Here is a 24,902-nt window from a genome sequence, read left to right on the forward strand (position 1 = left end):
GGACATCGCCAGGCTTTGAATATTGTCTAACCAGACACGCAGCGGAGCGGTAGTTCAGTTGGTTAGAATACCGGCCTGTCACGCCGGGGGTCGCGGGTTCGAGTCCCGTCCGCTCCGCCACTTTATTTAAGAGAAGTTTAACTCTTTAAAATAAATAAACGTTAGGGGTGTAGCTCCAATTGGCAGAGCAGCGGATTCCAAATCCGCGTGTTGGGAGTTCGAATCTCTCCACCCCTGCCATCTTAATTTTGCATAATAATGCAAATCAGAAAGCCCAGTTGATTGACTGGGCTTTTTTGTGCGTACTCTACTGCAACATAACTCCCAACGATCAGAACCTACTTTCTTGAGTTTTACGTTGTTGAACTCGAGTGTGGCTGCTTTTCCCTGTTGCTCAACCACATAGACCATGTTCATCGATTCGAAGTTCTGAACACGGTTTTTACTGTCGTTCTTAATGATGACCGATTTGCATGTATAAGCATATTGTCAAAGCTTGTGGCCATGATGCCGCGCGGGGGGAAGCTGGATACAATGGACGAAGGCCAAACCACTATATGTCGCGATGACTTGGCACATCTCGATTTTTGATTTCTTTCTGGGTGTGCAGCCGTCCTCAGTGTACAGCCTTGCTTGGCCGTTGGCGATCAACTCATTGCCAATAATCGCGACCAAATCGTCAGTCGCTGCAAAACGTACATCAAGCAGGTTTTTCACATCATCAATCAGCGTTTGGCTGGCGGTAGAATTGATATAAAAGCTCTCGGTGGCACTGCTCACGTTATAGCGTTTTTGAGAGTTGTCTTTATAGGTTTTGAGTTTGTTGATTGAGTCGATATTCATGGGGCTCCGGCTTTCTATGGCTGGAGATTATATTGAATCGATGTTAAAGCCGTCTTTGTATCGAATGGGGTTTTATATTCTCGCTTTAAAATGTGAAGCGAAAGCGGTATAGCATTAAGACGCTTTCTCGGTTGTATGGTGTAGTTCAAAGGACACTCTCGTTGAGTGGCCTTTTTTATGTCTGTCATAAACGCTCAGATAAAGTGCATGGTGGGCTTTTCTACTGGTTCAATCTAACCGCATAATTCGTTCTTTTCGCTGTGTAATCTCCGCCTGTAATTGTTCATCAGGCGGCTGGTAGTTTTCGCTCGATGAACGCTAACCTGTAAGCTCCTTTACTGTTTTCCCTGGGAACCCGTTGCGAACTTGAAGTCAGAGTCATCGAGCGTTTTTTCCACTGGGAAGCTGGCGAACTTAATTAGTGTTACGAAGGCTTTTACACGTTCGCCGTAATAGGGGATGGTCGTGTATCTGCTCACCTGGCAATGTCTCGGATTGGACGACAGGATCGACAAGTTCATTTGGTTTGTATTGTTTAATGTGCTCTTTGAGCATTGCTACTCCTCCGACTTCAGCCCAGTGATTTTAGCTCATTAAGTAAAACGGTTGCTGGTATCCAATGTGGTTTTTCTTGCACTTCATCCGATTTTATTTACATAAGTGACGTATGTAACTTTTAAAAAGTACTTGGTGATTTGTACTTTGTATAACCACTTTTTATATTTGTAGGTCGATTTCTCCTCTTTAGCGGTTAGAATAGCGACTGTAGTTCTAAGGAGATTATTATGGGTCAATTGTCTATATTAGGCTTTATCGCATTGGGTGGGGCGTTTGGTGCTTGCTCTCGTTACTTAATCTCCGAGTTGTGTGTGGTGCTTCTCGGGCGAGGTTTTCCTTATGGCACACTAATGGTAAACGTTGTCGGCTCATTTATTATGGGGTTATTGATCGCGGCATTTGAGAGTGAGTTACTTGCCACTGAACCGTGGCGACAAATTATTGGTTTAGGATTTTTAGGAGCGCTAACAACATTTTCCACTTTCTCTATGGATAACGTTCTTTTAATGCAGCAAGGCGCTTTCTTTAAAATGGGCCTTAACATTCTATTGAATGTCGTTTTGAGTATTTCTGTTGCTTGGATTGGCTTTCAATTGTTGAACAAAAGTTAACTGAATTAACGTTTCACCTTGGTTAATTAATCTGCTTTCTTTATAATGATTTCACTTGTCGGAGTGCCATAAGGCTGAGACCGTATTTTCGGGATCCGTTGAACCTGATCAGGCTAATACCTGCGAAGGGAACAAGAGAAGATAATCTTGCTAGTGATCTATCTAGTTATATCATCCTCAGATCAAAATTTTAATTTTGATCGACTCTTGTGTATCAATCCGCCAAGCATTTATCCCTAAAACAATGAAAGGAAAATGCTATGTCGAGTCGCAAACAAGCGAGACTAGAAGCCAAACAATTTATCGACACTCTATCTGTCGAGCCTTACCCTAATTCAACCAAAGTTTATATCGAAGGTTCACGCGCTGATATTCGTGTCCCAATGAGAGAAATTAGACTTGCCGATAGCTTAATTGGAGGGACTAAAACAGACCCTGTTTATCAGCCCAATGACCCTGTGTGTGTTTATGATACATCGGGTGTCTATACTGACCCATCCCACACCATCGATTTATACCAAGGTCTTCCGAAGTTAAGAGAGCGCTGGATAGTAGAGAGAGAAGATACCGAGTTGCTTCAAGGCGTTAGTTCTGTTTATGCAAAACAACGTTTAACTGACGAAACGTTAGACCAATTACGTTATGGTAATTTACCTTCTGTTCGTCGTGCAAAGCATGGCAGACGAGTCACTCAGTTGCATTACGCACGACAAGGTATTATTACTCCTGAAATGGAATACATCGCTATTCGCGAAAATATGGGGCGGCAAAAGTTTTCTGATGAACAACTTAACCAACAGCATCCAGGTCAGAGCTTTGGTGCTAACCTTCCACGAGAAATAACGCCTGAATTTGTCCGCCAAGAAGTGGCTCAGGGGCGTGCAATTATCCCAACTAATATTAATCACCCAGAATCAGAGCCGATGATTATTGGCCGTAACTTTTTAGTAAAAGTAAACGCTAATATAGGTAACTCATCGGTTTCTTCTTCTATTGAAGAAGAGGTGGAAAAATTAGTTTGGGCGACTCGCTGGGGTGGCGATACTGTGATGGATCTCTCTACGGGGAGAAATATCCATGAGACACGAGAATGGATTTTACGCAATAGTCCGGTACCAATAGGCACCGTTCCTATGTATCAAGCCCTTGAAAAAGTGAATGGTGTTGCTGAAGATCTAACATGGGAAGTGATGCGCGATACGCTTATTGAACAAGCAGAGCAGGGGGTTGATTACTTTACTATCCATGCAGGGTTGTTATTGCGCTATGTTCCTATGACGGCCAAACGTGTCACTGGGATTGTTTCTCGTGGAGGTTCAATCATTGCGAAGTGGTGTTTGGCTCATCATACTGAAAGTTTTCTTTATACGAACTTCCGAGAAATTTGCGAAATCTGTTCAAAGTATGACGTCGCATTATCTTTAGGTGATGGACTTCGCCCTGGCTCAATTGCCGATGCAAATGATGAAGCACAATTTGCTGAGCTTCGAACCTTGGGTGAGCTGACCAAAATTGCTTGGGAATACGACGTTCAGGTTATTATTGAGGGACCTGGTCATATTCCAATGCATATGATTAAAGAAAATATGGATGAGCAGCTTAAGCACTGCCACGAAGCTCCATTCTATACTCTAGGCCCACTTACAACGGATATCGCACCTGGTTACGATCACATCACTTCCGGTATTGGGGCGGCAATGATTGGTTGGTATGGCTGCGCAATGCTCTGCTATGTCACGCCTAAAGAGCATTTAGGTTTGCCAAATAAAGAAGATGTAAAAACCGGCTTAATTACTTATAAATTAGCCGCGCATGCTGCTGATCTTGCTAAGGGCCATCCTGGCGTTCAAATTCGTGATAATGCTTTATCAAAAGCCCGTTTCGAATTTCGTTGGGAGGACCAATTTAACCTTGCGCTAGATCCTGTTACAGCTCGTGCTTTCCATGATGAAACCTTACCTCAGGAATCAGGAAAAGTAGCGCATTTTTGCTCAATGTGTGGCCCAAAATTCTGTTCGATGAAGATCTCTCAAGAAGTGCGAGAATATGCTAAAAATAGCGAGCAAGTTGCTGCTGATGCAAAGATTTCTGTGAAATTATTGGATGATCCTTTAGAAGGTATGCGAAAAAAATCGCACGAGTTTAAGGCGGCAGGTTCCGAACTATATCATCTAGCGGTGAATAAGCAGACTGTTTGCAGTGAGGAGTAGCTATGACTCTGTTATTAATTCCTCGGCAAGATATTGCTTTAACCGGAGATATCCAACGCATTTTGCTGCTGGCTCAGCAGCAAGGCTTTGATATTAAAGATATAGCATTAGGTGTGAGCCCAACAACGTGCTGCCAACTTGATGATTGGACTATTGATAGTGACTGTTTGATGTCGTCACAAGATGTTTCTGTTTCTGGCTGTAATTTGTTCTTTCAGTATCAATCAGCGATTCCTTCTTCATGCTATGCAGTAAAGAATTTCATTCAACTTGCTCTTGGATCACTGGGTCCTCTTGAGTCGAAAGACCAATGGTACAAAGACCAAGAGCTGTGTTCTCTGCATTACTCTCGCTCATTAGAGTTATCTAATTCTGGTATTACTCATTTCGCTTGGGTTTTAGCCTTGCTGTCTCTTGATTTCCCACTTGAAGATGCTTTGGTACTGGCTCGTGCTGCAATGAATGTTTCACGTGAAACATGGCCTGTAGAAAGTAGCTATTTTCCAAAGCCGACTATTAAACAAGGTTTCCTTGCGACCAATGATGATTTAGCTTTCCCGGTTATGCATAAAGACAACTTGGGGCTATATCCCGTTGTCGATAGTGTCGATTGGATTGAGTGCTTGCTTAAAATGGGTGTAAAAATCATTCAACTGCGAATGAAAAACACAGAGCATCCAGACCTTGAACTACACATCATCAAGGCTATCAAGCTTGGCCAAAGATATGGTGCTCAAGTTTTTATTAATGATCATTGGCAACTTGCGATTAAACACCAAGCTTTTGGTGTCCATTTAGGGCAGGAAGATATTGAAACAGCTGACCTTGAGCAAATTGCAAAAGCTGGACTTTACTTAGGTCTTTCTACTCATGGTTACTATGAGCTTTTACGAGTTGCTCAACTTAAGCCAAGTTACATCGCTTTAGGTCATATATTTCCGACGACAACTAAGCAAATGCCATCTAAACCACAAGGATTAGTCAGACTTAAACTCTACCAACAATTAATAGATGATTTGGCTAAATCCACGGGGATAAATCCCATACCAACGGTTGCGATTGGCGGGATTGATCTCAATAACGCAGCGCAAGTTTGGCAATGTGGCGTATCAAGTTTAGCTGTGGTAAGGGCGGTAACTGAGGCGAGAAACACTAGATCTGCGATCCAAAGTTTCAATTCCATTATGCAAGTTTCTGAGTTGAATTTGCGTGCTGAGAGAAGGGGGACCCATGCTTTCTGATGCCCAGTTTCTTCGTTACCAGAGGCAACTTTCGCTTACTCAAATTGGTGAACATGGCCAACAGACTTTATTAACAAGTAAAGTGCTTGTTATTGGGTGTGGCGGTTTGGGTTCGGCGGCTGTTTTATATTTAGCGGCAGCGGGTATTGGACAATTTGTGATTGTTGATGATGATATTTTAGAAAGTAGCAATTTACATCGCCAAGTGATCTACCGAGAAAATCAAATTGGTAAATCAAAAGTAAGAGCCATGGCTGAACAGATAGCGGCTATCAACAAGGATTGTCGAGTCAGGCCAATAACAAAGCGTATTTTTGATAAACAGTTACAACTAGAAATTTTACTCGCGGATGTGGTTTTAGACTGTACTGATAATATTGAAAGTCGTCATATCATCAATCAAGCATGCCGCAAAGCAAATAAGCCTCTGATCTCTGGAGCTGCGATTGGTTGGCAAGGACAAATAATCACGTTTGATCACTTACCACCATCTCCCTGTTATCGATGTTTGGTTCCAGATGGCGAGCTACCAGCAACACAGCGTTGTGACGAACTTGGTGTCATTGGTCCTGTGGTTGGAGTGATAGGAGCGCTTCAAGCGCTTCAAACAATCAAGCTTCTAACAAAACAGCCTGATTACCAAGCTAATCAAATGACAGTGTTTGATGGCCAAACCTTTCAATTTCAAACATTCAACGTCCCTAAAGATTTGCATTGTAATGTTTGTTGTTTGCCAGTAGCAGATAACATAGGTGAGGAACAAAAATGTCCGATATAACGATAACGATCAATAATCAACCGCATCAAGTCAGTAATGGTTCAAGCCTATTGGATATTGTCACTTTGCTGGCCATATCGACCACTGGAAGTGTTTTTGCCATTGGACCAAATGTCATTCCACGTAGTGAATGGGCTACTACCTTGCTCTGTGATGGAGACACAATTTCACTGTTTCAAGCCATTGCAGGAGGCTAAATGTTAACAATAGCTGGTAGAGAGTTTAGCTCTCGTTTGTTCACCGGAACTGGCAAGTTTGCCAATCGTGATGTAATGGCGCGAGCGCTTGCTCAATCAGGTTCACAAATGGCAACTATGGCTTTAAAGCGTGTTGATTTGAACGATACGAATGATGATATTTTAGCGCCACTTATCGAATCTAATATCCATTTGTTACCTAATACTTCAGGCGCAAAAAATGCTAAGGATGCGGTTTTTGCTGCCCACTTAGCTCGTGAGGCATTAGCAACCAACTGGTTAAAATTAGAAATTCACCCCGATCCTAAGTACTTAATGCCTGATCCAATTGAGACATTAAAAGCAGCAGCGCAACTAGTAAAAGAGGGGTTCACTGTTCTACCGTATTGCCATGCTGACCCTGTGTTGTGTAAGAGATTAGAAGAGGTAGGGTGTGCTGCTGTGATGCCTTTGGGGGCTCCAATTGGTTCGAATAAAGGCTTAGTTTCAAAAGATTTCTTGGAAATTATTATTGACCAAGCCAAAGTTCCTGTCATTGTCGATGCTGGTATTGGTGCGCCTTCACATGCGTCACGTGCTATGGAAATGGGGGCTGATGCAGTGCTGGTTAACACCGCAATAGCAACTGCACGTGACCCTATTAGCATGGCAATGGCTTTTAAAATGGCGATAGAATCAGGACGAATGGCCTATGAATCAGGCTTAGCAACTCAATCTTGGCATGCGGTTGCCTCCAGCCCTTTTACCGCTTTTCTGGATGAGTAGTCATGAGTTTTTTGGAACGTTTTAAGCAGTTAGATTGGGATGATATTAGTTTATCGATCCGAACTAAAACGGCACGAGATGTAGAGCGGGCTCTAGCAAAAGATAAGCTTAATTTGGAAGACTTTAAAGCTCTGATTTCTCCAGCAGCTGAACCTTATATAGAGCAAATGGCGCAGAATTCTTATTCATTAACGCGTCAACGATTTGGTAATACGATCTCGTTTTATATCCCGCTTTATTTATCTAACCTGTGTGCCAATGCTTGTACCTATTGTGGCTTTTCAATGGAAAACCGAATCAAACGGCGTACTTTGAATAGGCAAGAGGTAGAAGGTGAAATTGCAGCCATCAAAAAGATGAAGTTTGATAGTGTGTTATTGGTAACGGGTGAGCATGAAACTAAAGTCGGGGTAGAGTATTTTCGTCAGATACTACCTGTGATCAAAAGTGAGTTTAGTTATGTAGCGATGGAGGTTCAACCGCTTCAGCAAGTACATTATGAGGAGCTTAAAACACTTGGTCTTGATGCGGTGATGGTCTACCAAGAAACGTATCATCCATCTACTTATGCTTCACACCATTTAAGAGGTAATAAGATGGATTTCAATTTCCGACTTGAGACACCAGATCGACTGGCTAGGGCTGGAATAGACAAAATAGGTATCGGCGCGTTAATTGGCTTAGAAGATTGGAGAACTGATTGTTTTTATGTTGCTGCTCATCTGGATTACTTAGAAAAAACCTATTGGCAAACCCGTTATTCCATTTCTTTTCCGCGTTTACGTCCATGTGAAGGTTCATTACAGCCTAAATCTGAAATGTCTGATAAGCAGTTGGTCCAATTGATTTGTGCATTTAGATTATTTAATTCGCAAGTTGAACTCTCTCTATCTACTCGAGAGTCAGCTCATTTTCGAGATAGTGTCATTCCTCTGGGGATTACCAGTATTTCTGCTGCATCAAAGACTCAACCTGGAGGTTATGCGATGAAAGATGTTGAGTTAGAACAATTTACAATTAGCGATGATCGTACTGCACATGAAGTCGAACTCGCTGTAAAAAATCGTGGTTTGCAAGCTGTGTGGAAGGATTGGCATAGTGCCTATTCGGGGTAATGTTTCACGTGAAACATCAGAGTAGATACTCGTTATATTCGGTAAATATCTAGATCACAATTTAGAAGGCGACCAGAGCTGGTCGCCTTTTTAATGGATAAAACATATTGAGTTGAACATGTGACAGAAATTTAAATATCAGTCATGTTTAATTGCGGAGGTTGCTTGGCGTAGCCACTCTTTAGTTTCACCTTCCACCAACGGGCTAACTTGTTGCCATACTTTTTGGTGATAATCGTTCAACCACGCTAGCTCTGGGCGAGTTAGCATATCAACATTAATTGCACGCTTGTCTATTGGACAACGAGTTAATGATTCAAACCCTAACACGCTGAAATCACCTTTGGTTTCCATTTCGACAACCAATTCCAGGTTCTCAATTCGAATGCCAAAGGCGTCTGCTCGATAATAACCAGGTTCATTTGAAAGCACCATACCCGGGAGCAATGCGACATTGTTGAACACTTTACTAATGCGTTGTGGGCCTTCATGTACACTGAGGAAGTGACCGACACCATGACCAGTACCATGATCATAATCATAACCATTAGCCCATAAATGTTGACGAGCAAGTACATCTAGCTGATGGCCACAAGTGCCTTTAGGGAAGCGAGCTCGTGCTAGCGCGATGTGCCCTTTTAATACCAACGTGAATTGCTGAATCATCTCATCACTAGGTTGACCAATGGCGATAGTACGTGTGATATCCGTTGTGCCATCAGTATATTGACCACCAGAATCGACAAGGTAGAGAGAGTTTAAAGCGAGTTGCCCTGGAGTCGCTTGGTTGATGTGGTTGTAGTGACACATCGCTGCATTGCTACCAGCGGCGGAAATAGTATCGAAACTAAGGTCTGCTAATGAAGCGTCTTCTTCTCTAAATGCTTGTAAACGATCAGAGAGAAAACCTTCATCATGGAGTCTTTGATTGGCGACTTCGTTATCTAGCCATGCGAGAAACTTAGCCATCGCAGCGCCATCGCGTACGTGGCAAGCTTTCATCCCTGCAACTTCGGTGGCGTTCTTGGCCGCTTTAGGCAATAAACATGGGTCAGCGTCATCAATTATCTCAACCCCTGAATTTTGTAGAACTAGCGTAAACCAAGCGTTGCTGGTTGCCGAGTCTACAATAACTTTCTGACCACTCAATACACGAAGTTGCGCTTCTAGTTGATCAGGATGGTGGACTCGAACATCTGCGCCTACATGCTGGGTAAATTCGCTTGGAATACGTGATGGATCAAGAAAAAAATCGACACTAGCGTCAACATGAATAATGGCGTGAGAAAGCAGAACTGGTAAACGTGATACATCGAGACCACGAATGTTCAATAGCCAGCAAATCGAATCTAATTCGGTGAGTATTGCCGCATCGGCTTTCTTTTTCATGAGTTGTTGCGCAATCAAGCTACGTTTGCTTTGACTATTTTGACCAACAAACTCATCACTCATAAGGCGTACAGGTGAAACTAAGGCCTCGGGACGATCCGTCCATAACTGATCGACAGGGTTGGTTGATGTCGCTACCAGTTGTAGCTCACCATCCAATTTTCTTTGTGCAGCTTTAAGCCAACTCGCACGATGCATGCGTGGGTCAAAACCAACCTTGCTACCTGTAGCAAGTGTTTCTTGTAGCCAATCGAGAAAGGGCTCTTCAATCAAGTGTCGATATTCAAATGTGCTTTCCGGCACTTGTTTGCGAACTTGAACGGTATAGCGACCATCAACAAAAATAGCGGCTTTATCTTGGGTGATCACGGCAGCACCCGCTGAACCAGTAAAGCCAGTTATCCAATGTAAACGTTCATTATGTTGTGGTACATACTCCCCAAGATATTCATCTTCATGAGGAATAATGACAGCATCAAGCCCTTGTTGTGTTAACCAGCCACGTAAAGCTGAAACACGTTCTGCGATCGAATTATGCATCTGTGTTATATCCTTTTTATAACAGTCCGTTGTATGAATCTCAGTACATCATTACTGAGTGGACGAGTGCAAATAAGCTACTCTTTTTATCTGACTCGCGCAAATTTCAAAATAATAATTATCTAAGGTGTAAGGTTTTGGTTTGGATCATCTGCCTTAACCAGCTTAATGCGGGGTCATTTTCTCTGTCTCTGTGCCAAAAAAGCGTATAAGCCATGGGGGGGAACTCCATTGGTAAAGGAAGAACAACCAGATCCATTTGTTGCGCGACTAGATGGGTAAAATGACTTGGCGCTGTGAAAATGAAATCAGTATAGGTACACAAACTGGCGGCGCTATTGAAGTCTGGAACCGTAATTGCGATATCACGCTCTTTGCCAATATCTGCCAGACGGTAATCGAGCAGCCAGCGGTCATTACCATCACATCGCACTTGTACATGACGCAGCGCAAGGTAGCTTTCTAGCGTCCAATTTTCACGTAAAACCGGGTGATCTTTTCTCACCACACACATTTGGTTGTCTCGGTAAATCTCTTGCTCGCAGATGTCACTGGGGGGCAGCATAGTTAGCTTGGCATCATTAATATCGATATCTTTGCCAGTGATACCTAAGTCGATTTCTCCTAGCTGTAGTTTTTTGAATGTTTGATCATCCCAAGAATGGGTATTGATATTTAAATTAGGTCCTTGGTTAAAAATTACTGGTAAAAAGTGTGGCAGAATCAGTGGGTAAACACTTTCTACTGCGGCTATTTGAAAACGATATTCACTGGTTTGAGGCGAAAATTCCTGCGGCTGAGTAATGATTTCAAGCTGATTAATTAGGATATCTAACTTGGGTTTCAAGAATAAAGCTTGAGGCGTTGCCTTTAGACCATGAGAGTTACGAATAAATAGCGGATCATCGAATTGTTGACGCAGTTTGGCCAGTGATTTGCTCACGGCTGACTGACTCAAACAGAGACGATGTGCAGTACGCGTGACACTCAGCTCTTCTAACAGAACGGTTAAACAAACCAGTAAATTAAGATCGATGCGAGATAACTTCTCAATATTCATCTGTTTTTCCAATTAGGAATAATTAGGATGATTATATGCCATTTCTGTTCATATCATCTTTGCGTTACTATGCATCAGTTCTCAAAGTTGTTCTTTCTTTATATTGGAGTGTTTCGTGAAACAAATAACATCTGGTGCAGACAGTAAGCGCCAGCTGACATTACTGGTTTTGTTGGTACTGTTCAGCCCGTTGGCGATTGATATTTATCTGCCTGCTTTACCGTTAATTTCACAAACATTTCACGTGGAACACGCTTATGCACAAGATACGATCACTTGGTTTCTATTCGCCATGGGGATAGGGCAATTATTTGCGGGCCCCTTGGCGGATAAACTCGGTCGTCGAACTGTTGCATTGGGAGGTATCAGTATCTATGCATTGAGTGCTTGCTTGGCGTGGGCAGCTCAAAGTATTGAGTGGATGCTGATGGCTCGGCTGCTACAAGGCTTCGGTGCTTGTGCAACATCGGTGGCAGCCTTTGCAACAGTTCGCGATATTTTTGGACCAGAACGCAGTGGTAAAATGATCAGCTACCTGAATGGGGCGATCTGTTTCATTCCTGCACTGGCACCAATTCTTGGAAGTTGGTTGACTCAACAGTTCGGCTGGCGCAGTAATTTTAGCTTTATGGCTGGTTTTGCTGTGGTTGTTGGCTCAATGATGCTGATAGGTATGAAAGAAACCAATCCTGAAACGGCAGAGAAGCAAGCATTCTTTAAGTTTTCGCGGTACTGGTCGGTATTGAAAACACCTTCTTTCCTATTCCATGCCTCTTTATGTATGTTAGCCATGGCGGTAATTCTTGCTTACGTAACCTCAGCTCCTGTGGTGTTGATGGAGGGCTATGGTTTAACCATGAACGAGTTCACTTTTTGGTTTGGAATGAATGCCATCATCAATATTGCTGCGTGTTTAACAGCACCTCAATTTATGGATAAATTTGGCACTCATAAAACTTTAGTGGTTGGCATTAGTATATTACTGATCGCCGGAACAATAATGCTTGTACTGGCACAGCAAAAAACTGCATTCGCCTTTATGTTACCTATCTTTATTTCGTCTATTGGATTTGCCTGGATTTTGGGAGCGGCAGCAGGAAAAGCGTTGGCTCCATTTGGCGACAAAGCAGGAACCGCGGCTGCATTGCTTGGACTATTTCAAATGAGTGGCGCTGGTTTATTAGTGGGCTCGCTACAGCGAGCTGGGTTTGAACCTCAGGTGTTAATTGCGTTGCATATGTGGATAATCGCCCCATCGCTATTAATTTTGTTATCAAAAGCAGGGCGATACTGGCATCAAATAGCAGTGCAGCAATAAAATCGGTTTATGCTATTCTATAATCGTTTTAACGAGTGTATATTTGGGCACTTAATTATTTCAATTGCACTTTGGAAGCGAAACAACAATGTCAATGACAACCTATGAAATGGCTCGTATTTGGGAACAGCTCGATGAGTCGCCAGAAAAGGTCATGTTCGGTAAATTGCTTAATGAATTAGGCAACCAAAGTAGTGAGCGTATTCGCAGTGCCGCAAAACAAGTACCACTACCAGTCCTACGTGATTTAGTGTTCCAGTTTCAACACGTGATAGAATCTCGCAAAGGTGAACAAGTGGAAATCATGGCAAAAGAATTGGCAAAGCAAGGTATTTCAGCAGAAGAGCTTCTAAATTACCTGAATAAATAACCAATCTATAAAGTAGATATTGTGGCCAGAGAATATATTCTCTGGCTTTTTATTTATGCGCAAATTATGGATTCACGTTACGGTTGATTGGGTTTTGCAATGAAATAAGTGTTTCAGTTGATTGTACTTCATCAATCGCTTGTAATTTATCGATGAGGACAAACTGTAATTCTTCAATAGAACGACACATCAACTTAACAAAGATGTTGTAAGCGCCAGTGGTGTAATAAGCTTCTACCACCTCGTCTAATGCATTCAGTTTTTCTAAAGCTGAGTGATAGTCTCGCGCTGCATTTAAATTAATGCCAATGAAGCAACAGACGTCATAGCCTAGTTTTTTGGTATTCACGACAACTTCTGTGCCTTGAATAATATCGGCTGATTTCATTTTTTCGATACGTACATGGATAGTTGCAGGGCTAACATTGAACTGTTTCGCCATCTCGGCATAAGGCGTGCGTGCATCTTCCATTAAAATTTTTAAAATCGCTCGGTCGAGATCATCAAGCTTCGCGGCTGTGGCATGCATGGCAAAAGTCCTTATAGTAATACAGCAATTTGAGTCTACCACTCACCATAGTTTCTCGTAAGTCATGGTCTGAGATTAGTTATTAGCTTTAGTCACATCCAGCAAAATTAGTTAAACTCAGGTTTCTGATTATTATCTCTGTTTTTGGAGTCAACTTGCAGCTACAACTGATTTGCGAAGCACCTACACAGCAGCCACGTTTGGATGACTTAGCTCATCGCTGGGGGCTTGAACATAGTCAAACGAGTCAATTTGCGTTGGTGTTAACCGAGTATCGACTTGAGCTACGTAAGTTGGATGAGCCTAAGTTAGGGGCTATTTATGTCGACTTAGTCAGTGGCGCGGTGGCGCATCGTCGCAAGTTTGGCGGAGGGAAAGGTCAATCCATCGCAAAAGCGGCTGGGCTGAATAAAGGTGTCACTCCTAATATTTTGGATGGAACGGCAGGGTTAGGGCGTGATGCGTTTGTACTGGCTTCCTTGGGCTGTAAAGTACAAATGGTTGAACGTCATCCTGTGGTTGCTGCATTGCTCGATGATGGCTTAGAAAGAGCAAAGCTTGATCCTGAGATTGGTACTTGGGTTGGAGAAAGAATGACTTTGCTTCATGCTTCAAGTCATGATGCCCTTGATAAGTTGGCGCAAGATCCTCGTTTTGAAAAGCCAGATGTTGTCTATCTTGATCCAATGTATCCTCATCCGGAAAACAAAAAGCAAACGGCATTAGTTAAAAAAGAGATGCGGGTTTTTCAGTCATTGGTAGGCGCAGATCTCGATGCCGATGCCTTATTAGCCCCCGCGTTGAGTTTGGCGAGCAAGCGAGTTGTGGTCAAGCGTCCAGATTATGCTAATTGGTTAGATAATCAAAAGCCGAGTATGGCAATCGAAACGAAAAAGAACCGATTTGATGTCTATGTTAAAGCAGCAATGTGTTAGCAAAGAGATTACGTAAGAGTAAGAAAATAGCGCCTACATTTTAGTAGGCGCTGTCATTTTATATGACTTCACTTAATTGGTCGTTTTACTTTGGGCCATGACTTTGCGTTTAACCCATGTTTCATTGACCCATAAGGAAAGTAAGATAATCGAGCCACCAATACCAAGGCGCATCAGGTCAACATCTCGGTTCCAAATCATAATATTCACTACCAAGCCCGCAGGAACTAGAGCATTGTTCATGATCGCAAGTGCGCCGGCATTAACCAGACAAGCGCCTTTGTTCCAAGCAAAATAACCAAGCCCAGACGCGATTAACCCCAAGTAAACCAAAATGCCCCATTGCAGCGATGTGGTTGGCAACTTATCACTGTTACCAAACAACAAAAAAGCAGTACTTGCCACTACTAACGCACCTAAATAGAAATAACCAAACACAGTATGCTGCGACAGCGTGACTGGCTGTTTTTCCATCACGTATTTGTATGCGACTTGACCGATGGCAAAACACAGGTTGGCACCTTGTACCACAAAGAATCCCGTTAAGAAGTTATCATTTATCCCTGCAAATTTAATAAATACTGCACCTACAACGGCAATGGCAGCTGTCACTAAATACCAGGGAGAAAAATGTCCTTTGAGTAAATCGTAAATAAGCGTGACATAAATAGGCGTAAAAACGGTAAATAACAGTACTTCTGGTACTGATAGCAGTAAAAAGGACTGATAATAGAAGCAATACATCAGTCCAAGCTGAATTCCGCCAATTACCATCAGTTTTAGGATCAATCGAATGGGAATAGATTTAAATTTAATAAATGGCAGGAATACAAGGCTTGCTAGTGCCACTCGCATCCAAACCGAGAACCAAGAGTCAACCTGACCAGCTAAGTAAACGCCAATCAGGCTAAAAGAAAATGCCCAAAGTAGGGTAACTGCAGATAAATAGATCATGATACATAACGATGATTAATTAATGCTCTGCAGTCTAACTGAGTTTTAGCTTGCCGTCAGTCGTGAAGTGGCACGACCAACATATCTACTGGTGAGCAGTTAATTAACTGACGAGTAGACGACAGTAATTTACTCCAAAAATCTTGGTGGTGACCGCAAACAACCAAATCAATGCTAAATTCATTGATCGTTTCGCACAGCTCATTACTTAAATCACCGCTGCCGACTAAGGTATGTCTAATCGGGTACTGTGCGTAATTTGCCAAAGCTTGCAGTTGTTTTTGAGATGATTCCATCGATTGGTGCTGAGTTTCTGCTAAATTGATATCGATAAGTCCGGTATATAGTTCGGCATAATTGACATCAATGTGGATAAAAGAAATCTCGGCTTCAAGTGGTTTTGCTAATGCTACGGCTTTATCTATCAATAGCTTGCTGTCTTCTGAAAGATCAATCGCAACTAAAATATGTTGATAACTCATAGTGCTATCTCCTGATGGGTTTTATATGAAGATTAGCATCGAGGTTGAGAGTTTTTTGTCGAAGTGATCCCATATCCATATACTGAGTACAAAGTGTTATGGTGGAGTTCATGGTATAGTCAATTCAAATCATAAGAGAAATTAGGAGTCGTCAATGCTGTCACAAGCTATGGTTGAACAATTGAATGAGCAAATTAATCTCGAATTTTTTTCATCCAATCTATACTTACAAATGAGTGCTTGGTGTGAAGACAAAGGATTTGAAGGTGCAGCAGAGTTTTTACGCGTTCACGCTGTAGAAGAAATGCAACACATGCAACGTCTCTTCACGTATGTGAGTGAGACAGGAGCACTGCCTATCCTTGGAGCGATCGCAGCGCCGAAACATGATTTTGCAAGCCTCGGAGAGGTATTTAGCGAAACTTATGAACATGAGCAGATGATTACTCAACAGATTAACAAACTGGCTCATTCGGCATTTACATCTCAAGATTACTCAACATTTAACTTCCTTCAGTGGTACGTGTCTGAACAGCACGAAGAAGAGAAGTTGTTTAAAGGGATTTTAGATAAGCTAGAGTTGGTTGGTGATGATGGAAAAGCACTGTTCTTCATCGACAAAGACCTAGCGGCAATGGCAAAAGCAGGCTCATCTTCTGTAATGGATGCCCAAGCTGTGTAATTTCAGCAAAAAGACTTAGAAGCGGTCGTCTTTTTCTTCGGGTTCTCCATACAGAGGTGTAGGGAGGAAAAGATGATCACTGGAGATACAATTTTATTAGCGTTGATGCTTGTAACAGGGGTAAACCTTGCTCGTTATTTTACAGCACTACGTTCACTTATTTATATCATGCGTGAAGCTCATCCGTTGCTTTACCAGCAAGTAGATGGAGGCGGCTTTTTTACCACGCATGGTAATGTCACTAAACAGGTCCGTCTTTTCCATTATCTAAAAAGTAAAGACTATCACCATCACCACGATCCAATCTTTACAGGCAAATGTGATCGAGTAAGGGAACTCTTTATTCTATCTATCTCATTATTAGCGGTAACCACCTTTGTTGCTTGTATCGTTTAAGCGTTAGAGTAAAGGAGCGAAATCGCTCCTTTACTTTGCCTGACCTAATTCCAATGCTGTGCAGCTAAATTTATTCGTCATTGTTTAGCATTATAAAAGCACTCCAACTATCCTTTAAACGATGATAAAAGGATGGATTCAATGGAAGAAAAAGCCTTATTTAGTCGTCTAAATGAGTTACCTCGTCTACGACAAATATTGCAAGAACTGCTTGAGATGGTTAACCAAAATGACGTTGATTTTGGTGAACTGACACGTAAGATTTCAATGGAACAAGTATTAAGTGCGCGGCTACTGCGCTTGGCTAATTCTGCGCATTTTGGTGGAAGCCGAACTGTGGCATCGATCAACGATGCGGTGATTCGAGTTGGCAGTGGTTCAGTACGCACCATGGTTATCGCCTCAGTATTATCCAGTGCCTTTCCTAAAATTGATACGCTCGATTTAACTCAATATTGGGCCGATACGTTTGAGATTGCTCTTATCGCCAGTAAGTTGGGGGCTGCGATAAAATTAGATGCAAACAGCGCTTTCACCATTGGGATATTACACAATATAGGCTTGTTGATGATCCACTCTTTGGTGCCTAAAGAAGCACTAAAAATACGTGAGTGTGTTGAATCGGGAGAAGATGAAATCGAAGCACAGCGCCATATTATCCATACTGACGCTAATGTGCTTGGTGCTAAGTTAGCCAAAGCATGGAAGTTTCCTGATGAAATGATCGATGCCATTGCCTTTTCAGCTCAACCAGACAAAGCGCAGTTGTCACCAAAATTAGCTCGCGTACTGCATTTTGCTCGTGATATCCATCATCAATGGGATATTCTCACCGAAAAAGAAAAGCTTACTTTCTTGGTGGAGCATTCTGATTCCCGCATTTTAGCTATATCAGCGAGCTTTGCAGAAACAGTGGATAGCGTTCGTGGTTGTGGCCGTGATCTCGCCGAGCAATTAATGGAACGTTAAGTGGTGGCTTGTTGATCTTGTCTTCATTCAATTAGTCGCTAGAATAGCCGCAATGTTTAAGGATGTACGCTCACGCAGTACATCCTTTTTGTTTGTTGTTGGGTGCGTAAAGCGTGCTTGATTAAAGAGTAGGTAGTAAGCATGATTCATCAGTTCGACGTGGTCATCATTGGCGCAGGGGCCGCAGGATTAATGTGTGCCGCACAAGCAGGTATGCGTGGCAGAAATGTTTTAGTGATTGATCATGCTAAAAAGCCGGGCCGAAAAATTCTTATTTCCGGTGGTGGGCGCTGTAATTTTACCAATTATGATGTCTCGGCAAGTAACTACTTATGTCGTAATCCACACTTTGTTAAATCCGCTTTGTCGCAGTACACCAATTGGGATTTTATCTCAATGGTGAGCAAGTACGATATTGCCTTTGAAGAGCGCGATCACGGGCAACTGTTTTGTCTCGATTCAGCTAAAGATATCGTTAATATGCTGCTAACGGAATGCGATATGCCCAATGTTAAGCAGCGTTACCAAACGGATGTTCAGTCTATCGAAAAAACGCAAGACGGTTTTTGTCTGCAAGTTAGTGGGGATACGATTGAGTGTCAATCGCTAGTGGTAGCGACCGGGGGATTATCGATGCCAAAACTCGGCGCCACTCCGTTTGGTTATAAAATAGCTGAGCAGTTTGGCTTGCCTATTGTTTCAACCACTGCTGGTTTAGTGCCGTTTACTTTACACAAGCAAGATAAAGAAGATTTTACTGAGCTTTCTGGTATCGCCATTCCAACGCAAATTACAGCAGAAGATGGCACTGTATTTAAAGAGGCGCTGTTGTTTACTCATCGTGGTTTATCTGGACCTGCAGTGTTACAAATCTCTTCTTACTGGAAAGCAGGGCAAAAGGTGACGATTAACTTAGTACCGGAAATAGATGTGCATGATCTATTGGTTCAATCTCGTGAGCTGCACCCCAATCAAAGCTTGAAAAACACCTTAGCCAAAGCATTGCCAAAGCGTTTAATTGAAGTGTTAATTGAGCGTAAAGAACTAGAAGATAAACCGCTAAAGCAGCTTAATCCCAATGATCTTCTTGCTATCACACATTATTTAGAGAATTGGCAGATTTTACCTAATGGTACCGAAGGGTATCGGACGGCGGAGGTGACCTTAGGGGGGGTTGATACCGATTACCTCTCTTCTAAAACGATGGAGTGTAAGTCTGTCGCTGGCCTATATTTTATTGGTGAAGTGATGGATGTGACAGGTTGGTTAGGTGGGTATAACTTCCAGTGGTGTTGGTCTAGCGGCTTTGTTGCTGGCTCATGGGTATAATTTCTCCTAAACAAATTGAGTCGAAAATGCAGTAGATAGGTTAAAATCCCTCCGACAAAATGGCTAGAGGTTAGCCATTCTTCTTCAGTAGATTCGTTGCATCCTCCACACTGAGTGGGCGACCTAAATAGTAACCTTGACCAAAATGGCAACCAATTTGGTCAAGGTAACTCATTTGTTTTTCATCCTCGATACCCTCAGCGGTAACAATCAGCGATAAGCTATTCCCCATCGCTAAAATGGCCGCGACAATGGCATTGCTTTCTTTATCATCGGGAATGTCATTGATAAACGAGCGATCGATTTTCAACTTTTGTAGTGGTAATCCTTTGAGGTAAGAAAGCGAAGAGTAGCCCGTACCAAAATCATCCAATGCGATACCCACCCCCAGTTCTGCAATTTGCTGCAAATCATGAATCGCTTTTTGCTTGTTTTCGATTAAAAAGCCTTCGGTGATTTCTATTTCTAGTTTATGGGCTGGGAGCTGTGATTCGCTGAGAATGCGGATCAACATTTCGATAAAATTACTCTGTTTAAGTTGTATTGCTGATACGTTCACGGATAACTTGTCTAACAGATATCCCGCATCGAGCCATTGTTTTGCTTGCTGGCAGGCGGTGCGTAAGACCCACTCACCAATTGATTGAATCGCACCGGTTTTTTCCGCCATAGGTATAAATTCGTCGGGTGATACTAAACCCAACTGAGGGTGATGCCAGCGAATGAGCGCTTCAAACCCGAGTAAGGTTTGATTGTGTAGATTAAATTGAGGCTGATACACTAAACTAAATTGCTTGAGTTCGACACCCTGATACAACGCCGATTGTAAGCGTACCCTTGATATGGCGACATCCGTTAGCTCCGGCGAATAAAACGCGTATCCATTACGACCATTCTTTTTCGCTAAATACATCGCTGTATCGGCATTTTTCAGTAGTGCTTCCGGTGTTTGTCCATCTTGAGGGTAATTTGCGATACCAATGCTGGTCGATAATCTTAAAGATTCTTCACCAAAGTCAAAATAGCGCTCAAAGACAGAAAAAATATTATCGAGGATCGGCACTAAAGATTGCTCTGGTGGTAGTTTTGTCAGCAAGATAACAAACTCGTCCCCACCAATTCTTGCAATATGGTCGGTTTTTTTCAGGCACAGCTTAAGACGGTTGGCAAGCTCAACTAAAACTTGGTCACCATAATAGTGGCCAAAGCTGTCATTAATGTGTTTGAAGTGGTCAATATCTAAAAATAAGGTAGCAAAATTGAGCTTCGTAATGTCATAGCGCTTAATTTGGTGGGCTATCTCTTGTAGTAAATTAGTCCGATTCGGTAACTCTGTCAGTGGATCAAAATAGGCCATTTGCTCAAGTTTTGCTTCATGAGCTTTACGTAGAGAGATGTCTTCAAATACACATAGGTAGTTTTTCACCTGCTGGTGGTCATCGAAAACTGGGGTTATCGTTGAGAGCTGTGGGTAGAGAGAGCCATCTTTGCGACGGTTAAGAAATTCACCTTTCCACGATTTATTCTGCGAAAGGTTGTGCCATATTGCTTGATAAAAAGCGTCATCGTGATGACCTGAGCGTAAAATTCGAGGGTTACGACCGATGACTTCATCGGCTTGATAGCCTGTAATTGCGGTGAAGGCAGCATTGACATCAATAACATTGGCTTTGTCGTCAGTGATCATCACTCCTTCACGAGAGTGATTAAAAATTTGTGTGGTGAGGTTAAGTTGATTTTCTAACTGGCGGCGGCGGGTGACATTACGTGTCATGCCCATTGTCCCAAGTAATTGGCCATCTTCGCTATAGATGGGAGCCTTTATCGTTTCCAACCAGACTTCACTTTGATCGTTATCTGTCGATGAGCACTCTTCGACGACTAGCTGAGTTTTATTATCGATAACCCATTGATCTGCAGATATAAATTTCCGGGCCAATTCATCGTCAAACAATTGATAATCGTTTGATCCTAAAATTTGCTGCGTCGATAACCCCCATGCTTTTTCTACTGCCTTATTACACAGTATATAGTTACCATCTGGGCTTTTTAGCCAAGCGTGGTCTTCTAGACTGTCTAAGAACTCTTGTAGTTTTGGTAGAGTGTAGGTGATTTTATCTGGCATCGACAATTCGTTCGCTCAGTTTGGTGACTCTATTTAGGATAGCAGAATCATACTTAGTAATATTGATACGACTATCATTGTTGTTGTTTTACTGACGATCAGCACTAGCTCTTCTTTGTTTTGAACTGCTGAATTACTAAACCTGCAATAATCAGCACCAAACCAATAAGGGTGGTGGGGTGAATGGTTTCACCAATAATGGTAGCCAGTAATAGCAGTGAGATAAAAGGTGAAGCGAAAATGAGATTGCTGATCCTCGCGGTATTGGCCGTGAGCTTTAATGCACTTAACCACAGCACGAAGGTCACACCCATTTCAAATAAGCCGACATAAGTTACTGCGCTCCAACCTTTGATGGTGATCTGTTGCCAACTTGCCCCTTCATAGCAACTTAAGCCAATGGCAAACGGAATGGCGATTAGAAACCCCAGTAAAACCCCAATAACTGGGTCTGCGGTGTTTTTGGTATTGAGAATCCAGTAGCTTGCCCACAGTAGCGTCGATAGTAATGCCAACCCAACACCAAGCGGGCTATCAAATTGCATGGCTAAAATATCGCCTTTAGTCGCGATGACGACGACTCCGAAATAGCTTAGTGCACAGGCAATCCAATCTTGTTTGCGAATGGTTTGCCCTAAAAAGACGGCTGCCATCAGGGTCAGTGTAATAGCCCAGCTGTAATTGATTGCCTGCGCTTGAGAGGCGGGCAGCAATGAATAGGCCTTAAACAAAATAAGGTAATATGCGAGAGGGTTGATTAGCCCAAGTAATAAGTAATACCAAGGGTTGGCGAGAAAGGTACTGACGACTTGATTCAGTTTGCCTTGCACTGCACAAATCACCAATAGTGCCAAGCCTGAAACGATACTCGCAACGGTGAGCATTTGTATCGGAGTAAATTCTGCAAGAGTCAGTTTGAAAGCGGTGGCAACCGTTGACCACAATAATACGGCAGATAAACCAAAACCCAGTGCGCGTCGTTCGTCCATGTATCCTCATTACAATGATTGTTGAAATAGTGTTCAGCGGCGCAAGTCTATAGCTTGCTGTTAACTTGCACAAACTGGACATTTATCCAGTATCGAAATACCATTTAAGCATAACTGATGAAATAGAGTTAAGCCGTTATTATGCAATGGATTATTGAAAACCAAGTGTTAGCGCTTTCAACGTTAAGCAGTGCTGTGATCAGCGGCTCAGCGGTCGGTTGGTGGGTGAAACAAAAACTGAATCTAAAAAGCGAGTTATTGCAGCAGCAGATTGACACTAATAATGCGCATCATCAGCAGCAAATTACCGAGTTAAAACAAGCATTACAACAATCGCAACAAGAGTTAGATGAGCTAGACGAAGAGCGAGATAAAGCTGCGTTTGAGCTTAAACAGTCTCACGGTAAGTTGATGGCCGTAATGGAAAAATTGCGTTATTTCGAAGCAGTAAAACAAGAGCGGCAGCAGTATTCAAATGACTTAAACCAGATGCGAGAGCAGAAATCACAGCTCGAAGCGCAGTTACGCGAACAAGAAGCGCGCCATGAACAGCAAATTCAATCAAGCCAAGAAAAACTGCAACTGTTAGAGCGTGCTGAAGAGCGCTTAAAGCAACAATTTGAACATTTAGCCAATCAATTGTTTGAAGCAAAAACGGCCAAAGTTGATCAACAAAATCGTCAAAGTTTAGAAGGTTTGCTCTCTCCGCTCAAAGAACAACTCGAAGGATTTAAGAAACAGGTCAATGACAGCTTTAACCATGAGGCCAAAGAGCGCCACACATTAGTTCATGAGCTGAAAAACCTGCAACGCCTCAATGAACAGATGACTAAAGAGGCGGTGAATCTAACTCAAGCACTTAAAGGTGATAATAAACAGCAAGGTAATTGGGGTGAGGTGGTGTTAGCCCGCGTGTTGGCCGAGTCAGGCCTGCGTGAAGGGCATGAATATCAAACCCAAGTCAGTTTGCAAAATGACGCCGGCAAGCGTTATCAACCAGATGTTATCGTCCATTTACCACACAATAAACAAGTGGTGATTGACTCGAAAATGGCTTTAGTGGCGTATGAACGTTACTTTAATGCCGAAACTGATACGCAGCGAGAGCGTGCATTAAGTGAGCATTTACTTGCACTGCGAGCTCATATAAAAGGGTTGGGACAAAAAGATTATCATCAACTTAAGGGGCTTCAGAGCCTAGATTATGTGTTGATGTTTATTCCGGTTGAACCTGCTTTTCAGGTGGCGATTCAAGCTGACCCTAGTTTGGTTAAAGACGCCATGGAGCAAAATATTATTTTAGTCAGCCCAACCACATTATTAGTGGCGCTACGTACTATTGATAATTTATGGCGCAATGACAGACAAAATCAAAACGCGCAATTAATTGCCGAACGAGCCAGCAAACTCTATGACAAACTGCGTTTATTTGTCGATGATATGGAAGGCTTAGGTGGGGCATTGGATCGCGCTAACCAAAGCTATCAAGGGGCGATGAATAAGCTGGCGACAGGGCGTGGTAATGCCATTCGTCAAGCTGAAAGCTTCAAACAGCTCGGCGTTGAAATTAAACGTTCGATCAGTAGCGAATGGGCAGAACAATCGCAAAATGAGGCATTGACTGAAAATGCCAAGCAAAATGGGCCGTTAGTAGAAAGACATCAAGCTGAGGATAAAGTAAACTAATCGCCCGCAGTAGCCTATAACAACACGTGCTGCCTAAGAGGAATCATAATGACGGATACAAGCGTGCAATCAAAAACAGCGTTAGAGACAACCAATACCACTCACTTTGGTTTTGAAACCGTAGCGAAAGAAGAAAAAGTGGCCAAAGTGGCACAAGTTTTTCACTCTGTTGCTACCAAATACGACATTATGAATGATCTGATGTCGGGTGGTATTCATCGTTTATGGAAGCGTTTCACGATTGATTGCAGTGGCGCTCGCCCTGGGCAACGTATTTTGGATCTCGGTGGTGGTACGGGCGATTTAACCGCAAAATTTTCTCGTATTGTTGGTGATAAAGGTCATGTGATTCTGGCAGATATCAACAATTCAATGCTGAATGTTGGGCGCGATAAACTGCGTGATAACGGTATCGTGGGTAATGTGCATTACGTGCAAGCCAATGCGGAAGAATTGCCGTTTCCTGATAATTATTTTGATTGCATTACCATTAGCTTTTGTTTGCGTAATGTGACCGATAAAGACAAAGCATTGAGCTCAATGTTCCGCGTATTGAAGCCGGGCGGTCGCTTATTAGTATTGGAATTCTCTAAGCCCATTCTTGATCCATTGTCGAAAGTATATGATGCATACTCCTTCCATTTATTGCCGAAAATAGGCCAGATTATCGCTAATGATGCCGACAGTTACCGTTACTTAGCGGAATCTATCCGCATGCACCCCGATCAAGAAACCTTGAAAGGGATGATGGATGAAGCCGGCTTTGAGCAAACCAGTTACTACAACTTAACGGGCGGTATTGTAGCGCTGCACCGTGGTTATAAATTCTAA

24 protein-coding genes, 2 tRNA genes and 1 riboswitch are annotated in these 24,902 nt (G+C 42.6%); of the genes, 18 read left to right on the forward strand and 8 right to left on the reverse strand.

Going from position 1 to position 24,902, the window contains the following annotated elements:
- Positions 1-43: 43 nt before the first annotated feature.
- Positions 44-120: transfer RNA gene (locus HGG78_RS09765), tRNA-Asp, on the forward strand.
- A gap of 43 nt (positions 121-163) precedes the next feature.
- Positions 164-240: transfer RNA gene (locus HGG78_RS09770), tRNA-Trp, on the forward strand.
- A gap of 249 nt (positions 241-489) precedes the next feature.
- On the opposite strand, the gene HGG78_RS09775 is transcribed toward HGG78_RS09770, so the two are convergent.
- The gene (locus tag HGG78_RS09775; RefSeq protein ID WP_172532771.1) at positions 490-843 is read right to left on the reverse strand and encodes a P2 family phage major capsid protein; all 354 of its coding nucleotides are present in this window, start codon (positions 841-843) and stop codon (positions 490-492) included.
- Positions 844-1,628: 785 nt separating this feature from the next.
- On the opposite strand from HGG78_RS09775, the gene crcB reads away from it, so the two are divergent.
- The 7 genes from crcB (at position 1,629) to thiH (ending at position 8,318) form a co-directional block, all read left to right on the forward strand.
- Positions 1,629-2,012: a fluoride efflux transporter CrcB gene (gene crcB, locus HGG78_RS09780; protein WP_053309792.1), complete on the forward strand. Its 384-nt coding sequence runs from the start codon at positions 1,629-1,631 to the stop codon at positions 2,010-2,012.
- A 49-nt stretch (positions 2,013-2,061) separates the two neighbouring features.
- A riboswitch (TPP riboswitch) is annotated at positions 2,062-2,160 on the forward strand.
- A gap of 112 nt (positions 2,161-2,272) precedes the next feature.
- Complete coding sequence (gene thiC / locus HGG78_RS09785) at positions 2,273-4,222, forward strand: phosphomethylpyrimidine synthase ThiC (RefSeq protein WP_172532772.1); 1,950 nt, start codon at positions 2,273-2,275, stop codon at positions 4,220-4,222.
- Positions 4,223-4,224: 2 nt separating this feature from the next.
- Positions 4,225-5,463 (forward strand): thiamine phosphate synthase, encoded by a 1,239-nt coding sequence (thiE, locus tag HGG78_RS09790; RefSeq protein ID WP_172532773.1) that lies wholly within the window; start codon positions 4,225-4,227, stop codon positions 5,461-5,463.
- Positions 5,453-6,241: a HesA/MoeB/ThiF family protein gene (locus HGG78_RS09795; protein WP_172532774.1), complete on the forward strand. Its 789-nt coding sequence runs from the start codon at positions 5,453-5,455 to the stop codon at positions 6,239-6,241. The genes thiE and HGG78_RS09795 overlap by 11 nt, the downstream gene beginning before the upstream one ends.
- Positions 6,229-6,438, forward strand: a complete 210-nt coding sequence (gene thiS, locus HGG78_RS09800; RefSeq protein WP_053309788.1) for a sulfur carrier protein ThiS — start codon at positions 6,229-6,231, stop codon at positions 6,436-6,438. The genes HGG78_RS09795 and thiS overlap by 13 nt, the downstream gene beginning before the upstream one ends.
- Positions 6,439-7,203, forward strand: coding sequence for a thiazole synthase (locus HGG78_RS09805; RefSeq protein ID WP_172532775.1), 765 nt, complete (start codon positions 6,439-6,441; stop codon positions 7,201-7,203).
- A 2-nt stretch (positions 7,204-7,205) separates the two neighbouring features.
- Complete coding sequence (thiH, locus tag HGG78_RS09810) at positions 7,206-8,318, forward strand: 2-iminoacetate synthase ThiH (protein WP_172532776.1); 1,113 nt, start codon at positions 7,206-7,208, stop codon at positions 8,316-8,318.
- A 138-nt stretch (positions 8,319-8,456) separates the two neighbouring features.
- Here thiH and HGG78_RS09815 read toward each other — a convergent pair whose 3' ends face one another.
- Positions 8,457-10,247 (reverse strand): aminopeptidase P family protein, encoded by a 1,791-nt coding sequence (locus tag HGG78_RS09815; protein WP_172532777.1) that lies wholly within the window; start codon positions 10,245-10,247, stop codon positions 8,457-8,459.
- Positions 10,248-10,365: 118 nt separating this feature from the next.
- Entirely contained in the window at positions 10,366-11,307 is a 942-nt protein-coding gene (locus HGG78_RS09820; protein WP_172532778.1) for a LysR family transcriptional regulator, read from the reverse strand.
- A gap of 115 nt (positions 11,308-11,422) precedes the next feature.
- On the opposite strand from HGG78_RS09820, the gene HGG78_RS09825 reads away from it, so the two are divergent.
- The gene (locus HGG78_RS09825) at positions 11,423-12,625 is read left to right on the forward strand and encodes a Bcr/CflA family efflux MFS transporter (RefSeq protein ID WP_172532779.1); all 1,203 of its coding nucleotides are present in this window, start codon (positions 11,423-11,425) and stop codon (positions 12,623-12,625) included.
- 88 nt (positions 12,626-12,713) lie between these two features.
- Positions 12,714-12,995 carry an H-NS-like global regulator TsrA gene (gene tsrA / locus HGG78_RS09830; protein ID WP_053309782.1) on the forward strand — a complete coding sequence of 94 codons (282 nt, stop codon included), beginning with the start codon at positions 12,714-12,716 and terminating at the stop codon, positions 12,993-12,995.
- A 64-nt stretch (positions 12,996-13,059) separates the two neighbouring features.
- On the opposite strand, the gene asnC is transcribed toward tsrA, so the two are convergent.
- Positions 13,060-13,524: a transcriptional regulator AsnC gene (gene asnC / locus HGG78_RS09835; RefSeq protein WP_053309781.1), complete on the reverse strand. Its 465-nt coding sequence runs from the start codon at positions 13,522-13,524 to the stop codon at positions 13,060-13,062.
- A gap of 155 nt (positions 13,525-13,679) precedes the next feature.
- On the opposite strand from asnC, the gene HGG78_RS09840 reads away from it, so the two are divergent.
- Positions 13,680-14,459, forward strand: coding sequence for a class I SAM-dependent methyltransferase (locus HGG78_RS09840; protein WP_172532780.1), 780 nt, complete (start codon positions 13,680-13,682; stop codon positions 14,457-14,459).
- A 72-nt stretch (positions 14,460-14,531) separates the two neighbouring features.
- On the opposite strand, the gene HGG78_RS09845 is transcribed toward HGG78_RS09840, so the two are convergent.
- Both HGG78_RS09845 and HGG78_RS09850 read right to left on the reverse strand, forming a co-directional pair.
- Positions 14,532-15,413 (reverse strand): carboxylate/amino acid/amine transporter, encoded by an 882-nt coding sequence (locus HGG78_RS09845; protein ID WP_053309779.1) that lies wholly within the window; start codon positions 15,411-15,413, stop codon positions 14,532-14,534.
- Positions 15,414-15,469: 56 nt separating this feature from the next.
- Positions 15,470-15,895, reverse strand: coding sequence for a universal stress protein (locus tag HGG78_RS09850; protein WP_053309778.1), 426 nt, complete (start codon positions 15,893-15,895; stop codon positions 15,470-15,472).
- A 154-nt stretch (positions 15,896-16,049) separates the two neighbouring features.
- Here HGG78_RS09850 and ftnA point away from each other — a divergent pair, with 154 nt between their 5' ends.
- The 4 genes from ftnA (at position 16,050) to HGG78_RS09870 (ending at position 19,271) form a co-directional block, all read left to right on the forward strand.
- On the forward strand, positions 16,050-16,577 hold the full coding sequence (gene ftnA, locus HGG78_RS09855; RefSeq protein WP_053309777.1) for a non-heme ferritin: 528 nt from the start codon (positions 16,050-16,052) through the stop codon (positions 16,575-16,577).
- A 72-nt stretch (positions 16,578-16,649) separates the two neighbouring features.
- Positions 16,650-16,973: a universal stress protein UspB gene (gene uspB / locus HGG78_RS09860; protein WP_053309776.1), complete on the forward strand. Its 324-nt coding sequence runs from the start codon at positions 16,650-16,652 to the stop codon at positions 16,971-16,973.
- A 141-nt stretch (positions 16,974-17,114) separates the two neighbouring features.
- On the forward strand, positions 17,115-17,942 hold the full coding sequence (locus HGG78_RS09865; protein WP_171980710.1) for an HDOD domain-containing protein: 828 nt from the start codon (positions 17,115-17,117) through the stop codon (positions 17,940-17,942).
- 141 nt (positions 17,943-18,083) lie between these two features.
- On the forward strand, positions 18,084-19,271 hold the full coding sequence (locus HGG78_RS09870; RefSeq protein WP_172532781.1) for a BaiN/RdsA family NAD(P)/FAD-dependent oxidoreductase: 1,188 nt from the start codon (positions 18,084-18,086) through the stop codon (positions 19,269-19,271).
- A 70-nt stretch (positions 19,272-19,341) separates the two neighbouring features.
- Here the strand turns inward: HGG78_RS09870 and HGG78_RS09875 are convergent, their stop codons facing one another.
- On the reverse strand, positions 19,342-21,396 hold the full coding sequence (locus HGG78_RS09875) for a putative bifunctional diguanylate cyclase/phosphodiesterase (RefSeq protein ID WP_172532782.1): 2,055 nt from the start codon (positions 21,394-21,396) through the stop codon (positions 19,342-19,344).
- A gap of 104 nt (positions 21,397-21,500) precedes the next feature.
- Complete coding sequence (locus HGG78_RS09880) at positions 21,501-22,385, reverse strand: DMT family transporter (RefSeq protein WP_172532783.1); 885 nt, start codon at positions 22,383-22,385, stop codon at positions 21,501-21,503.
- A gap of 141 nt (positions 22,386-22,526) precedes the next feature.
- Here HGG78_RS09880 and rmuC point away from each other — a divergent pair, with 141 nt between their 5' ends.
- Together rmuC and ubiE are read left to right on the forward strand one after the other, a co-directional pair.
- A complete protein-coding gene (gene rmuC / locus HGG78_RS09885) occupies positions 22,527-24,071 on the forward strand; it encodes a DNA recombination protein RmuC (protein ID WP_172532784.1) in 1,545 nt (514 codons plus the stop codon).
- A 48-nt stretch (positions 24,072-24,119) separates the two neighbouring features.
- Positions 24,120-24,902 carry a bifunctional demethylmenaquinone methyltransferase/2-methoxy-6-polyprenyl-1,4-benzoquinol methylase UbiE gene (gene ubiE, locus HGG78_RS09890; RefSeq protein ID WP_172532785.1) on the forward strand — a complete coding sequence of 261 codons (783 nt, stop codon included), beginning with the start codon at positions 24,120-24,122 and terminating at the stop codon, positions 24,900-24,902.

The sequence above is a fragment of the Vibrio aestuarianus genome (assembly GCF_012395185.1).
Lineage (GTDB): Bacteria > Pseudomonadota > Gammaproteobacteria > Enterobacterales > Vibrionaceae > Vibrio > Vibrio aestuarianus.